Origin of the sequence: Roseomonas gilardii, from assembly GCF_001941945.1 — a bacterium.
Lineage (GTDB): Bacteria > Pseudomonadota > Alphaproteobacteria > Acetobacterales > Acetobacteraceae > Roseomonas.
Genome location: NZ_CP015583.1, coordinates 1559436 through 1572757, shown reverse-complemented (window position 1 = coordinate 1572757; position 13322 = coordinate 1559436). Strand labels below are relative to the sequence as shown.

Sequence of the window (13322 nt, the reverse complement as noted above, 5' to 3'; positions counted from 1 at the left end):
CGTGATGAACCACCCGTGATGGAGCCACGCGTCAGCCCGCTCCCCGCCGTGCCGGACTTCCTGGAGGTGGTGGCGGAGCGGATCTGGCGGGCCTGGTGGCAGGCGGAAGAGCCGGACCCCGGACCGATCGCGGCCCGGCTGCGCCCTGGCCTGCGCGGAGGCGCCCTCCCCCAGGCCCTGGTGGCCCACCGGGATGGGACCTATCTCGGCCATGTCCTTTTGATCGACAGCGACCTCGCCGAACGCCCGGCGCTGGCGCCCTGGCTGGCCGCGCTCTGGGTGGAGCCGGAATGGCGCGGGCGGGGGATTGCCACGCGGCTGCTGGCGGAAGGCGCGCGCCTTGCCGAAGGCCGGGGCTTCGCGGAGGTCCATCTCTGTGCCCGGCCGGCGCTGCGCGGCTTCTATGCCGGGAAAGGCTGGCAACTAGCGGAAACACCGGTGGGCGTGGAGGGGCTGGATGTCTTCCGGCGCCGCCTGCCGGGCGCGGCCGCCGGGGCATAGCGCCCCGGCCTATCGCAGCCAGAGCAGCCGGGCCGGCCGCCCCCGGACCAGCAGCACCACCGCGTTCTGCCGGAAGCGCCGCCCCAGCATGGCCAACCGGCGCGGCGGCGTCAGGACCAGCCGCTGCTCTTCTCGCCAGCAGCCCTCGCCACTGGCCGCGGGCAGACTGGGCAGATGCCGGATGGCCCGGTCCAGGCGTTCCTGACGCCGGCGGTTCTCCCTTTCGGACAGGCGCCGGCCCAGCGGGTTCCAGGCCGTGACCAGCCCGCCCACCAGGGCACCGGGACGGCCCCCGAGGCTGGCGAGCAGCGCGTCAAGCCGGGGGCTGCTCCGGCCGATCCGGACCGGAACGCCGCCGGCCTCGTAGCGGGCGCGGCGATAGGCGGCGCGCAGCCGCGCCGGCACCGCCCCATCGCTCACGACAGGTGCAGGAGCACGCCCTTGAGATAGGCGCTTTCCGGCAGGGCGGGATGCACCGGATGGTCCGGCCCGGCCCCGAAGATGCCGAGGATGCGCCCGTCCCGCCGGGCCCGGCCCAGCCCCTCCACCACCGCGTCGGTGAACTCGCCCGTGCCGACATGGTGGGAGCAGGAGGCGATGAAGAGGATGCCGCCCGGCGCCACCAGACGGGCGGAAAGCCGCGCCAGCCGGGCATAGGCCCGCAGCGCCGGGCCGTGGTCCTTGCGCGTCTTGGCGAAGGCGGGAGGATCGGAGACGACGACGCCGAACTGCCGCCCCTCGGCGGCCAGGGCCTCCAGGCTTTCCATCGCCTCCCCCCGGCGATAGGCGACGCGGTCGGCGAGGCCGTTGCGCTCCGCCGTTTCCCGCGCCGTGGCCAGGGCGTGCTCGGAACGGTCGAGCAGCGTCACCTCGCTGGCGCCGGCCTTCGCCGCCTGAAGGCCGAAGCCGCCCGTGTGGCAGAAGGCATCCAGCACCGTCTGCCCGCGCGACAGCGCCGCCACCCGGGCGCGGTTGTCGCGCTGGTCATAGAACCAGCCGGTCTTCTGGCCGCCCAGCGGGTCCACCGAGAAGGCGACGCCGCCTTCCTCCACCGTGGCGCGGGCATCCTCGCCCATGAGGAGGCGGACCTCCTGCGGCAGCCCTTCCAGCCCGCGCACCGAGGCGTCGTTGCGTGCCACCACGGCGCGGAGCGGCAGCAGGTCGCGCAGCGCCGCGAGGATGTCTGGCGTGGCCAGCTCCATGCCGGCGGTGTTGGCCTGCAGCGCCAGCACGTCGCCATAGCGGTCCAGCACTAGGCCCGGCAGGCCGTCGGCCTCGGCATGGGCCAAGCGGTAATAGGGACCGTCGCGCAGCCGCTCCCGCAGCGCCAAAGCCGAGGCCAGCCTTTCGCGCCAGAAGCCCGGGCCGGCCGCCGCCTCGGGGTCGCGGCTGAGGCGCCGGCCGGCGATCAGGGAATGCGGGTTGTACTGGTAGAGGCCGAGGCGGCTGCCATCGTCGCCCTCCACCCGCACCAGCCCACCGGGCACGAGCGTCTTGGTGGATGCGCCGGTGGCGACCTCGTTGGAGAAGATCCAGGGATGGCCCGCCTTGGCCCGGCGCTCGCGGCCGGGCAGCAGGCGGATCGGGGGAATGTCGGAGTGGGTCATGGAGGCGCGGACCATGCCGCCGGGCGCCGCCGCTGTCCATCGGCCCGGCAGGGGAGGCCGCCGCGCGCCGGACCTGTCAGCGGTATTCCGAGATCTCCACCAGGTTGTCGTCCGGATCGCGCAGATAGACCGAGCGGATCGGGCCGGTGGCCCCGGTGCGGTCCACCGGGCCGAGCTCGATCGCCAGCCCGCGTTCCCGCAGCAGGGCGATCACCGCCTCCAGCGACCGGTCGGCGATCAGGCAGAAATCCGCGCTGCCCGGCGTCGGGTTCACGGCGCGTGGCAGGATCGGGGCTCCGGCCGCCTCGTGCAGGTTGAACTTCTGCCGCCCGAAGCAGAGGGCCACCCGGCCACCGCCGAAGACCTCCTCCCGCATCCCCAGGCCGCGCACGTAGAAGTCCCGCGTCCGTGCCATGTCGCGCACCGTCAGCACCAGATGGTCCAGCCGGTCGATCATGTTCCTGGCTCCTCTCGTTTCCTGCCGCCGCCGGCTCAGGTTTCCTGCCGCCGCCGGCTCAGGTTTCCTGCCGCCGCCGGCTCAGGGCAGCCAGCGGACCTCACGCATCCCGGGCAGGGCGGCGATCTCCTCCAGGAAGGGCGGAACCTGCCGGCGGCTGCTGTAGCGCCCGCGCCATCTCAGCTGGTAGCGCCGCATGCAGGCCCTGCCGCTGTCCCGGTAGGTGACCGCCTGCCGCACCGTCTCGTAGCCCAGGCCCGCGAGGCGGGCCTCCATCCCCAGGCTTCGCAGCGTGGCGCTGTCGCCCGCCAGGAGCAGCGTCCCGGTATGGGTCTGGTGCAGGCGCCCCTCGGCCCATTTCAGCACCCAGACCACGCCGAGGCCCAGCAGCACGCCGGCGAGGCCCAACCCGATCTCCCCGGCCCCCAGGCAGAGCCCGGCCACCGTCACGAACCAGAGCGTCGCCGCCGTGGTGACGCCGGTCACGGTGCCGCCCTGGCGCAGGATCGCGCCGCCGCCGATGAAGCCCACACCGGTCAGGATGCCGAGAGGCAGGCGCATCACATCCATGCTGATGACGCCATGATCGGGGCGGCGGGCGGTGGTCAGCAGGATATCGGCCAGCAGCATCGCCAGGGCCGCGGCGAGGCAGACCAGCATGGTCGTGCGCAGCCCCGCCGCACGGCCCTTGATCCCCCGGTTGATGCCGAAGGCGGCCCCGGCCAGCGCCGCCAGCACCAGGCGGAGGGCGATGTCGGACCAGGTTGGGTCGGTGTGCATGGTGCTCTCGCTCCGCCAGGGGGCGTGACCGGGGGGCGCCCGGGGTCAGCCGGCGTAGTCCGGCGCCTCCCGGTCCAGGATGCGGCGGATGCTGGCGAGGTGCAGCCGCGCGCTTTCCGGGTCGCCTTCCCGCATCCGCGCCGCCGCCTCGCGCGCCACCGGCTCCGGCACGGGCTTCAGCGGCCTTCCGGTGGAGAGGGCCAGGCGCTGGGCCTCGGCGGCGCGCTCCAGGTAGTAGAGGTCGTCCCAGGCCTCGGCGATGGTCGGGCCGACCACCATCACGCCGTGGTTCTTGAGGAAGCCGATATCGGCCTCCCCCATCGCCGCCGCGATGCGGTCCCCTTCCCGCTCGTCGAGGGCGAGGCCGTTGTAGTCCTCGTCCACCGCGATGCGGCCGAAGAACTTCAGCGCCGTCTGCCCGGCGAAGAGCAGCGGCGGCCCCTCGGTCATGGAAAGGGCGGTGGCGTTGGGCATATGCGTGTGGAAGGCCGCCACGGCGCGGGGATGGCGCATGTGCAGCCGGGCATGGATGTAGAAGGCGGTGGCCTCCGGCTTGCCCTCCCCCGCCAGCACGTTCCCCTGGAAGTCGCAGATCAGCAGGCGGGAGGCGGTGAGCTCCTCGAAGGCCCAGCCATAGGGGTTCACCAGCATCAGCCCGTCATGACCCGGCACCAGGGCCGAGAAGTGGTTGCAGATGCCCTCCTGCAGCCCCAGCCGCGCCGCCATGCGGAAACAGGCAGCGAGGTCGCGGCGCGCTTCCAGGACCGCCTCCGAATCGAGGGCGGCGTTGCGGAGGATGGCGGGCGCGCCGCCACCGGTCTGGAATTCATGGGCCATGGCCGAACGGTCCCTGTCTGGCTGTCGGCCCGAAGCCTCGCCTCGCAGGGGCCGGAGGGCAAGGTGCGGGCCGCCGCCGGCCCTTATCCGCCGACCAGCCGCGCGATTCCGAAGGCGGCCCCGGCCGCCACGGCGCCGATCACGGCCGTCTGCAAGGCGCCTGCCCAGCGTGGCATTCCGGTGGCCTTCGCCCTGAGCCAGCCGAAGGCGAGGAGCGCCAGGCCGGTCATCAGGCTGGATACCAGCAGCGCCCGCGGCGTGTCGTCCAGCAGCATGTAGGGAAGCAGCGGCACCATCCCGCCAGCGACGTAGGAGCCGCCGATGCGCAGCGCGGAGCGGGGCGCCTCGCCTGGCGTCGGCTCGCTCAGCTCCAGCTCGAAGCGCATCATGAAATCCACCCAGCGCTGCCGGTCGGCACAGATCGCCTCGGTCGCGGCCTGCAGCACCTCCCCTTGCAATCCCTGGCGATGCAGGATGGCTGCCACCTCCCAGCGCTCCCGCGCCGGATAGTTCGCCGTCTCCGCCCATTCGCGGCGGTATTCCGAGGCATAGCGGTCGGCCTCGCTGCGCGCCGCCAGATAGCCGCCCAGGCCCATGGCGATACAGCCGGCCGCGAGTTCCGCCATCCCGGCCGTCACGATCAGCGGGTTGGCCGCGACCGCGCCGGACAGGCCCGCCGCCAGGGCGAAGGGGACCGTCAGCCCATCCGCCGTGCCGATGACGAGATCGCGCACCAGTGGGGAAGACGTGGCGTGCTGCTCCCTGTGCGGTGGGCCAGGGGGCATCACCGGCAGGCCGGATTTGTTGGGAGCCAGACTGTCCATGCCGCACAGCCTGCCGCAGCGGATCGGAAAAGGCGAACTGATATACACTCATACCATTGAATTCATTTCTTATTTTGAGAATGAGACGCCTTTGCGCCAATCTTGCCGCACTGCAAACTGCCACCCAGGGTTGGCGGATCGGGCGCCCACCTCTATGAACTCACGCTTCGGAGATCACGCCTTGGCCACGACCGAACCAGATTCCCAGGCGCCCGCGCCGCCCAACCCCGCCCTCGCCGCCCAGGCTGCGATCCTGGCGCAACCGGCGACGCCGGCCCGCCGGATGGCCGATGCCATCCGGGTGCTGGCGATCGATGCCGTCGAGAAAGCGAAATCCGGCCATCCCGGCATGCCCATGGGCATGGCGGACGTGGCCACGGTCCTCTGGACCCGCTTCCTCAAGAACGATGCCGACGACCCGCGCTGGGCGGACCGCGACCGGTTCATCCTCTCGGCGGGCCACGGCTCGATGCTGCTCTATGCCCTGCTGCACCTGACCGGGCAGGCGGGCATGGGCATCGAGGAGCTGAAGCGCTTCCGCCAGCTCCATTCCCCCGCCGCAGGCCATCCGGAATTCGGCGAGCACCCGGGCATCGAGATGACCACCGGCCCGCTGGGCCAGGGCATCTCCACCGCGGTCGGCTTCGCCATGGCCGAGCGCCTGCTCGCGGCCCGCTTCGGCAAGTCCCTGGTCGATCACCGCACCTGGGTGATCGCCTCGGACGGCGACCTGCAGGAAGGCATCAGCCACGAGGCTTCCTCGCTGGCCGGGCACCTGCAGCTGAGCAAGCTCTGCGTGCTGTGGGACGACAACCACATCTCGATCGACGGCGACACCGCGATCTCCTTCTCGGAGGACGTGCTGGCCCGCTACCGCGCCTATGGCTGGGCGACGCGGCGGATCAACGGCCACGACCACGAGGAGATCGCCTCGGCCCTCGCCTGGGCGCAGAAGTCGCGCAAGCCGGTGATCATCGCCTGCCGCACCATCATCGGCTTCTCCGCGCCCAAGAAGGCCGGCACCGCCGCCAGCCATGGCGCGGCGCTGGGGCCGGACGAGGCGACGGCGGCGAAGTCGGCGCTGGGCTGGAACCACGGGCCCTTCGAGATCCCCGAGGGGATCAAGGGCGAGTGGGAGACGGCCGGACGCCGTGCCGGCGGCACCCGCCGCTCCTGGCTCAAGCGCCTGGCCAAGCATCCGCAGCGCACCGAATTCGAGCGCGCCATGGCGGGCCGCCTGCCGGACGACTGGGCCGAGACCTTCGGCGCCTATAAGGCGAAGGTGGCCGAGGACAAGCCGAAGATCGCGACCCGCATCGCCTCCCAGCGCGCGCTGGAGGTGCTGGTGCCGGCCATCGCCGAGATGATCGGCGGCTCGGCCGACCTGACGGGGTCCAACAACACCAACGTCAAGGGCATCCCCTCGGTCACGCCGGACAACTTCTCCGGGCGTTACATCCATTACGGCATCCGCGAGCACGGCATGGCCGCGGCGATGAACGGCATGGCGCTGCATGGGGGGCTGATCCCTTATTCCGGCACATTCCTGGTCTTCGCCGACTACCTGCGCCCCTCGCTGCGCCTCGCGGCACTGATGAAGCAGCGCGTCGTGCATGTGCTGACGCATGACAGCATCGGCCTGGGCGAGGACGGGCCGACGCACCAGCCGGTGGAGACGCTGGCCTCGCTGCGCGCCATGCCCAACCTCTTCGTCTTCCGCCCGGCGGATGCGCTGGAGACGGCGGAGTGCTGGGAGCTGGCGCTGCGCCGGGCCGACGGGCCGAGCGTGCTGGCCCTGTCGCGCCAGAACCTGCCGGCCCTGCGCGGCGAGGCGGGCGAGAACCGCTGCGCCCGCGGCGGCTATGTGCTGGCGGAAGCCTCGGGCGAGCGGAAGGCGACCCTGGTGGCCACCGGCTCCGAGGTCCATATCGCCATGGCGGCGCGTGAGGCGCTGGAGGCCGAGGGCATTCCCACCGCCGTCGTGTCCCTGCCCTGCTGGGAGATCTTCGCGTTGCAGGACGCGCAGCACCAGGATGCGGTGCTGGGCAAGGGCCTGCGCGTCGGCATCGAGGCGGCGCTCGGCTTCGGCTGGGAGCGCTGGACCGGCGCTGACGGAGTTTTCATCGGAATGCAGGGCTTCGGCGCTAGCGCGCCGGCGGAACACCTGTATCCCCATTTCGGCATCACGGCGGAGGCCATCGCGGCTGCCGTCCGGAAGAAACTGTCGTAACCACAGGTAGGAAGAAGGGGTTCGTCTCATGGCTGTTAAGGTCGCCATCAACGGCTTCGGCCGCATCGGGCGTCTCGTGCTGCGCGCCGCCTGCGAGAGCGGGCGCGACGATGTCGAGTTCGTCGCCATCAACGATCTCGGCTCGGTCGAGGCGAACGCCCATCTCTTCCGCTATGACAGCGTGCATGGCCGCTTCCCCGGCGAGGTGATCGTCGAGGGCGACAGCATCACCATCAAGGCCCATGGCAAGACCTGGGGCCCGATCAAGGTTTCGGCCGAGCGCGACCCGTCCAAGCTGCAGTGGGACGGCGTGGACATCGCGGCCGAATGCACGGGCATCTTCACCGCGCGCGAGAAGGCGCAACTGCTGCTCGGCACGGGTGCCAAGAAGGTGCTGATCTCCGCCCCCGGCGAAGGTGCGGACAAGACGATCGTCTATGGCGTCAACCACAAGACGCTGACGGCCGAGGACAAGATCGTCTCCAACGCCTCCTGCACCACCAACTGCCTGGCGCCGATCGCCAAGGTGCTGCACGAGAAGTTCGGCATCCTGCGCGGCTACATGGTCACCATCCATGCCTATACGGGTGACCAGAACACGGTGGACACGCTGCACAAGGACCTGCACCGCGCCCGCGCGGCGGCGGTGTCCGCCATCCCGACCTCGACGGGTGCGGCGAAGGCCGTGGGCCTGGTGCTGCCGGAGCTGAAGGGCAAGCTGGACGGCACCGCCATCCGCATCCCGACGCCGAACGTCTCGCTGGTCAGCCTGGACTTCGTGCCGGCCAAGACCGACGGGCTGACCAAGGACGCCATCAACGCGGCGCTGAAGGAAGCCTCGGAGGGCGAGCTGAAGGGCATCCTCGGCTACAACACCGCGCCGCTGGTTTCCGTGGACTTCAACCACAACCCGGCTTCCTCCACCTTCGACGCGACGCAGACGCAGGTGGTCGATGGCGGGCTGGTGCGCGTGATGTCCTGGTACGACAACGAGTGGGGCTTCTCGAACCGGATGAGCGACACCGCCGCCTATCTCGGCAAGCTCTGAGGTAACCGGGGCCGGGGGAGTTCGCTTCCCCGGCCTTTTTTCTTTACTGTTTTAGGATTTTAGTCCTTTATCTGTCCCGACAGGTGGAGGGCTTCGCGATGGCTGGCAAGAGGGTTCTGCTCAAGGTCTCGCCCCAGGGGCAGGTGACGTTGCGGCGCGGGGTGCGCGAGGCGCTCGGGAACCCCAGGCATCTGGAATGCTGGATGGAACAGGGCGTGCTGATGCTGCGGCCGGCACTGTCCGCCACGCTGGACGAGGCGGAAGCCATGTTCGGCAAGCAGGGAATTACGCGGGACGTGCTGGCGGAGGCGCTCCGGATCGTGCGGCGGCGGGTTGGGCAGATGGGTTTTTATTCTTATGTGCCAACCTGATCGCGAAATCAAGGGAATCACGGGGGCCGAAGGTTCCGGGCCAGGGGTGGGCAACTGGATCGGCCTTCCCGCGGATGCTAGGAAGGCGTCGCTGTCTCAGTCAGCCCTTCCCCAGGATCAGGACCTTCCGATGCCAGCTTTCCGCACCCTCGACACGCTCGATCCCAAGGGCAAGCGCGTCCTGCTCCGGGCCGATCTGAACCTCCCCGTGCGGGATGGGAAGATCACGGACATGACGCGGATCGAGCGTCTCGTGCCGACGGTGAAGGAGTTGGCGGAGAAGGGGGCGAAGGTGATCCTGTGCTCCCATTTCGACCGGCCCAAGGGCAAGGTCGTGCCGGAGATGTCGCTGAAGCCGATGGCGGAGGCGCTGAGCAAGGCGCTGGGCAAGCCGGTGGCTTTCGCGGGTGACTGCGTCGGCTCGGAGGCCGAGGCGGCGGTGGCGAAGCTGTCGGATGGCGACGTGCTGCTGCTGGAGAACACGCGCTTCCATGCCGGCGAGGAGAAGAACGACCCGGCGCTCGCGCAGGGGCTGGCGAAGCTCGCGGATGTCTATGTGAACGATGCGTTTTCCGCCGCGCACCGCGCCCATGCCTCCACCGAGGGCGTGGCGAAGCTGCTGCCTTCCTATGCCGGGCGGCTGATGCAGGGCGAGCTGGAGGCGCTGGACGCGGCGCTGGGCAATCCGTCCCGCCCGGTGGTGGCGATCGTCGGCGGCTCCAAGGTGTCCACCAAGCTCGACCTGCTCGGCAACCTGTCGAAGAAGGTGGATGTGCTGGTGATCGGCGGCGCCATGGCGAACACCTTCCTGGCGGCGCAGGGGCATCCGGTCGGCAAGTCGCTGCAGGAGGCGGAGATGCACGACACCGCCCGGCAGATCATGGAGGAGGCGGCCAGGACGGGCTGCGAGATCGTGCTGCCGGTCGATCTCGTGGTGGCGCCGCGCTTCGAGGCGAATGTGGCCACGCGGACGGTGCCGGTGGATGCGGTGCCGGAGGACATGATGGCGCTGGATGTCGGGCCGAAGACGGTGGAGCTGATCGAGGATAAGCTGCGCTCCGCTTCCACCCTGGTGTGGAACGGGCCGCTGGGGGCCTTCGAGACGCCGCCCTTCGACACGGCCACGGTGGCGGTGGCGCAGACGGTGGCGGCGCTGGGCGCCTCGGCCGGGCTGAAGTCGATCGGCGGCGGCGGCGACACGGTCTCGGCGCTGCGCCATGCGGGGGTGATCGACCGCATGACCTATGTTTCCACCGCCGGCGGTGCCTTCCTGGAATGGCTGGAGGGCAAGACCCTTCCCGGCGTGAAGGCGCTGGAGGCGGCCTGAGCCGTCTCGCAGCAGGGGAAAGCCATGGGGGGGCCGGGGCGGAATGACCGCTTCGGCCCCTTTTTGTCATCGGTCTCGCATCCGCTGGGTCACGTTCGGATATTGCGGGAATCCGACCGCGTGTTACGGTCTCTTGCGCGACACTCTTCATTCGCTATTCTGCGAATCATTCGCATCTGGTCCCGGCTCTTCCCCAGGATGACCGGCTTCGGCCGAATGTTTCGTGCATCCGGCTTGCCGATGGGGGCGCCATGGCGCCGCCGGAGCCGCGCCTGGATGCCAATACCGGGCGTGGGAAAGGGCAGGGTTACGGTCCGGCATGGACCGGGGCCCGGTCCGGGGGGACTTTCCTTTCCCCGCTCCGGCTGGTGCGGTGCGTGCCGGACAGGGAAACCCGTCCGGTGCGTGCCGCCCATGCCGGCGGTCGGGTTCAGCCCTGGCAGCCCCTTTCGGCAGCCCCTTTCGGTAGCTGCGCCGGTTCAGTAGCCACGCCGGGGATCGACCAGGTTCGGCAGGGACCGCCCTTCGCGTTCCGCCCGCAGGTTCTCGAACAGAATGTCCAGCGTGCGGTCGTTGTAGACCAGCGGGTCGTCCGCCGACATGTGGGGCGTCACGAACAGGCCCGGCGTGCGCCAGAGCCGGCTTTCCGGCGGCAGCGGCTCCGGCACCGCCACATCGGTCAGGCAGGCGGAGAGATGGCCGCTTTCCAGCAGGTCGCAGACGGCGTCCTGGTCCCAGACCGGGCCGCGCGCGATGTTCACCACCCCTGCCCCGCGCGGCAGCAGCGACAACCGGTCCCGCGACAGGATGTTGCGCGTGCGGGGCGTGAGCGGGCAGGCCAGGACCAGCATGTCGCAGCGTGGCAGCACCGTGTCGAGCGCCTCCTGCGGGAAGGTCTCGTCGCAATCGGGATGGGGCTCGCTGCCGCTGCGGATGCCCAGGACGCGCATGCCGAACTGCCGCGCCCGGCGGGCCGTGGCACCGCCCAGCGCGCCGAGGCCCAGCACGCCGAGCGTGGCGCCGGCCAGGCTGGGGGCGAGGCGTGGCGCCCAGCGTCCCTCCCGCTGGCATTCCGCGAAGAAGGGGATGTGGTTGCGCAGCATCAGCAGGGCCATGATGGCGAACTCGCCCGCCTTGTCGCCATGGGTGCCGCGGTTGTTGAGCATCGCCACGCCGTCCGGCAGCCAGTCGAAGGGCGCCATCCGGTCCACCCCGGCCGAGGTGAAGGAGAGGATGCGCAGATGCGGGGCGCGTTCGCGCAGCGGCGCCGCGCGCAGGGGGTCGCCGGGCAGGCCCGTCCAGGTCACCAGCACCTCGGCCTCGCGCAGCCCGTCCTCCAGCCCTTGCGGGTCTTCCGCCATGGTCATGGCGAGATGGGCCATGTCCGGGTGGCGCGCGATCGCCGCCTCCCACTGGGCCGGGGTGATGCTGAGGTCGGAGGCGGGGGGATTCTGGATGTGCAGGCGCATCGGAGTCGAATGCCAGGAAGCGCCGCGCCGCGCCACCAACCGGCGGCCGATCCGCGAGGCCCATCGCCGCCATTACGAGATATGATCGCGACCCCGATGGCGGGACTTCCTCCCCGGGTCCAAGTCTGCGGCCAGGCATTTTCCCCGAGGGAGACACGGCGTGACGAAGGTTCTGGTCCTCTACTATTCGATGTACGGCCATATCGAGACCATGGCGCAGGCCGTGGCCGAGGGTGCGCGCGGTGCGGGTGCCGAGGTGACGGTCAAGCGCGTGGCCGAGATCATGGCGCCCGAGGCCTTCGCCGCCGCCGGTGGCAAGGCGGACCAGGCGGCCCCGATCGCCAGCCCGCAGGAAGTGGCCGATTATGACGCCATCATCGTCGGCGCGCCGACGCGCTATGGCCGCATTCCTTCGCAGATGGCGCAGTTCTGGGACCAGACCGGCGGGCTCTGGGCGAAGGGCGCGCTGATCGGCAAGGTCGGCTCCGCTTTCACCTCCACCGCCAGCCAGCATGGCGGGCAGGAGACGACCCTGATGGGCATCCACACGATGCTGTTCCACCACGGCATGGTGCTGGTCGGCCTGCCCTATTCCGCGCAGGGGCTGGTCACGCTGGACGAGGTGAGCGGCGGCACGCCCTATGGCGCCTCCACCATCGCCGGCGGCCAGGGGCAGCGGCAGCCCTCCGCGAACGAGCTGGAGCTCGCGCGGTTCCAGGGTGAGCATGTGGCGAAGATCGCGGCGAAGATCGCGGGCTGAACCAGCCGTGGTCCGGGGGCTGGGCTTGCCCGCCCCCGGCTGCCGGTTGCCTCAGCCGAGGCGGATGACCACCTTGCCGAGATGCGCCTGGCTTTCCAGGTGGCGATAGGCCGCCTGGGCTTCCTCGAAGGGGAAGACCCGGTCGATCACCGGCTGGATGCGGTGGAAGGTGACGGCGCGGTTCATCGCCTCGAACATCTCGCGCGAGCCGACGAAGACCCCGCGCAGGTCCATGGCCTTCTGCATGATGGGCAGCGGGTCGATCTGCCCGCCGGTCAGCACGCCGATGAGGTGGACGGCGCCGCCCACCCGGGTCGCGGCGATGGATTTCGGCAGGGTCCCCGCCCCGCCGACCTCCACCACATGGTCCACGCCGCGCTTGCCGGTAAGGGTCCAGACCTCCTTCTCCCAGTCCGGATGGGTGCGGTAGTTCACGCCCGCATCGGCGCCCAGTTCCTTCGCCCGCGCCAGCTTCTCGTCGGAGGAGGAGGTCACGATCACCCGCGCCCCGGCGGCATGGGCGAATTGCAGCGCGAGGATCGAGACGCCGCCCGTGCCCAGCAGCAGCACGGTCTGTTCCGGCCCCACCGGGCGCAGGGCGGTCAGGGCGTTCCAGGCCGTCACGCCCGCGCAGGGCAGGCAGGCGCCTTCCTCGAAGGACAGGTGCGCCGGCAGGTGGACCAGCCCTTCCTCCTCGAAGAGGACGTATTCCGCCAGAACCCCGTCGATGGAGCCGCCCAGGGCGGTGGCGCGATAGGATTCGTCGGGCGGGCCGGCGATCCAGCCCTGCATGAAGATGCCGGCCACGCGGTCGCCCGGCTTCACCCGGGTGACGTCCGGGCCGATCTCGGCCACCTCGCCCGCCCCGTCGGAAAGCGGCACCAGCCCGGGCCGGACCCCTGCCCTGCCGTAGCGCCCGGTGGCCACCATCAGGTCGCGGTAGTTCAGCGAGGTAGCCCGTATCCGCACCAGCACCTGCCGGCGGCCAGGGTGTGGCCTTTCCAGGGTGGTGAGCGTGAGGTCCTCGATCGCCCCGGCCTTGGGCAGATGATAGGCGCGCATCGTCGCGGCTCCCGTTCCATGCGGGGCCGCCGGCCCGATTGCCGGGGCC

14 protein-coding genes are annotated in these 13322 nt (G+C 70.7%); 6 read left to right on the top strand and 8 right to left on the bottom strand.

Translation table 11 applies throughout. The features are described 5' to 3' along the window. Positions 1–18: 18 nt before the first annotated feature. Positions 19–501 carry a GNAT family N-acetyltransferase gene (locus RGI145_RS07115; RefSeq protein WP_075797814.1) on the top strand — a complete coding sequence of 161 codons (483 nt, stop codon included), beginning with the start codon at positions 19–21 and terminating at the stop codon, positions 499–501. 9 nt (positions 502–510) lie between these two features. Here the strand turns inward: RGI145_RS07115 and RGI145_RS07110 are convergent, their stop codons facing one another. The 6 genes from RGI145_RS07110 to RGI145_RS07085 form a co-directional block, all read right to left on the bottom strand. Continuing rightward, positions 511–921, bottom strand: coding sequence for a DUF3293 domain-containing protein (locus RGI145_RS07110; protein WP_075797813.1), 411 nt, complete (start codon positions 919–921; stop codon positions 511–513). Further along, positions 918–2108, bottom strand: a complete 1191-nt coding sequence (locus tag RGI145_RS07105; RefSeq protein ID WP_237183232.1) for a class I SAM-dependent rRNA methyltransferase — start codon at positions 2106–2108, stop codon at positions 918–920. The genes RGI145_RS07110 and RGI145_RS07105 overlap by 4 nt, the downstream gene beginning before the upstream one ends. A gap of 76 nt (positions 2109–2184) precedes the next feature. Beyond that, positions 2185–2565 (bottom strand): VOC family protein, encoded by a 381-nt coding sequence (locus tag RGI145_RS07100; protein WP_075797811.1) that lies wholly within the window; start codon positions 2563–2565, stop codon positions 2185–2187. Positions 2566–2646: 81 nt separating this feature from the next. Next, a complete protein-coding gene (locus RGI145_RS07095; RefSeq protein ID WP_075797810.1) occupies positions 2647–3345 on the bottom strand; it encodes an MgtC/SapB family protein in 699 nt (232 codons plus the stop codon). A gap of 45 nt (positions 3346–3390) precedes the next feature. Continuing rightward, positions 3391–4182 carry an aldolase gene (locus RGI145_RS07090; RefSeq protein ID WP_075797809.1) on the bottom strand — a complete coding sequence of 264 codons (792 nt, stop codon included), beginning with the start codon at positions 4180–4182 and terminating at the stop codon, positions 3391–3393. 83 nt (positions 4183–4265) lie between these two features. After that, positions 4266–5006, bottom strand: coding sequence for a VIT1/CCC1 transporter family protein (locus RGI145_RS07085; protein WP_083670507.1), 741 nt, complete (start codon positions 5004–5006; stop codon positions 4266–4268). Between the two features lie 283 nt (positions 5007–5289). Between RGI145_RS07085 and tkt the strand changes: the two genes are divergently transcribed. The 4 genes from tkt (at position 5290) to RGI145_RS07065 (ending at position 9982) form a co-directional block, all read left to right on the top strand. Continuing rightward, the gene (gene tkt, locus RGI145_RS07080) at positions 5290–7236 is read left to right on the top strand and encodes a transketolase (protein ID WP_237183278.1); all 1947 of its coding nucleotides are present in this window, start codon (positions 5290–5292) and stop codon (positions 7234–7236) included. A gap of 28 nt (positions 7237–7264) precedes the next feature. Continuing rightward, a complete protein-coding gene (gene gap, locus RGI145_RS07075) occupies positions 7265–8284 on the top strand; it encodes a type I glyceraldehyde-3-phosphate dehydrogenase (protein ID WP_075797808.1) in 1020 nt (339 codons plus the stop codon). Between the two features lie 98 nt (positions 8285–8382). Beyond that, on the top strand, positions 8383–8655 hold the full coding sequence (locus RGI145_RS07070; RefSeq protein ID WP_075799909.1) for a hypothetical protein: 273 nt from the start codon (positions 8383–8385) through the stop codon (positions 8653–8655). Between the two features lie 130 nt (positions 8656–8785). Next, positions 8786–9982: a phosphoglycerate kinase gene (locus RGI145_RS07065; RefSeq protein ID WP_075797807.1), complete on the top strand. Its 1197-nt coding sequence runs from the start codon at positions 8786–8788 to the stop codon at positions 9980–9982. A 479-nt stretch (positions 9983–10461) separates the two neighbouring features. Here RGI145_RS07065 and RGI145_RS07060 read toward each other — a convergent pair whose 3' ends face one another. Then, positions 10462–11451 carry an NAD(P)-dependent oxidoreductase gene (locus RGI145_RS07060; protein ID WP_075799908.1) on the bottom strand — a complete coding sequence of 330 codons (990 nt, stop codon included), beginning with the start codon at positions 11449–11451 and terminating at the stop codon, positions 10462–10464. 160 nt (positions 11452–11611) lie between these two features. On the opposite strand from RGI145_RS07060, the gene wrbA reads away from it, so the two are divergent. Next, positions 11612–12211, top strand: coding sequence for an NAD(P)H:quinone oxidoreductase (gene wrbA / locus RGI145_RS07055; protein ID WP_075797806.1), 600 nt, complete (start codon positions 11612–11614; stop codon positions 12209–12211). Positions 12212–12262: 51 nt separating this feature from the next. Here wrbA and RGI145_RS07050 read toward each other — a convergent pair whose 3' ends face one another. Then, positions 12263–13273, bottom strand: a complete 1011-nt coding sequence (locus RGI145_RS07050) for a zinc-dependent alcohol dehydrogenase family protein (RefSeq protein WP_075797805.1) — start codon at positions 13271–13273, stop codon at positions 12263–12265. Between the last annotated feature and the right edge of the window lie 49 nt (positions 13274–13322).

Bases quoted from the DNA above. Each gene is read 5' to 3' on its own strand.
- RGI145_RS07095 (WP_075797810.1), bottom strand. From the start codon at position 3,345: ATGCACACCGACCCAACCTGGTCCGACATCGCCCTCCGCCTGGTGCTG.
- RGI145_RS07090 (WP_075797809.1), bottom strand. From the start codon at position 4,182: ATGGCCCATGAATTCCAGACCGGTGGCGGCGCGCCCGCCATCCTCCGC.
- RGI145_RS07105 (WP_237183232.1), bottom strand. From the start codon at position 2,108: ATGACCCACTCCGACATTCCCCCGATCCGCCTGCTGCCCGGCCGCGAG.
- tkt (WP_237183278.1), top strand. From the start codon at position 5,290: ATGGCCGATGCCATCCGGGTGCTGGCGATCGATGCCGTCGAGAAAGCG.
- RGI145_RS07065 (WP_075797807.1), top strand. From the start codon at position 8,786: ATGCCAGCTTTCCGCACCCTCGACACGCTCGATCCCAAGGGCAAGCGC.
- RGI145_RS07050 (WP_075797805.1), bottom strand. From the start codon at position 13,273: ATGCGCGCCTATCATCTGCCCAAGGCCGGGGCGATCGAGGACCTCACG.
- gap (WP_075797808.1), top strand. From the start codon at position 7,265: ATGGCTGTTAAGGTCGCCATCAACGGCTTCGGCCGCATCGGGCGTCTC.
- RGI145_RS07070 (WP_075799909.1), top strand. From the start codon at position 8,383: ATGGCTGGCAAGAGGGTTCTGCTCAAGGTCTCGCCCCAGGGGCAGGTG.
- RGI145_RS07115 (WP_075797814.1), top strand. From the start codon at position 19: ATGGAGCCACGCGTCAGCCCGCTCCCCGCCGTGCCGGACTTCCTGGAG.
- RGI145_RS07085 (WP_083670507.1), bottom strand. From the start codon at position 5,006: ATGGACAGTCTGGCTCCCAACAAATCCGGCCTGCCGGTGATGCCCCCT.
- RGI145_RS07100 (WP_075797811.1), bottom strand. From the start codon at position 2,565: ATGATCGACCGGCTGGACCATCTGGTGCTGACGGTGCGCGACATGGCA.
- RGI145_RS07060 (WP_075799908.1), bottom strand. From the start codon at position 11,451: ATGCGCCTGCACATCCAGAATCCCCCCGCCTCCGACCTCAGCATCACC.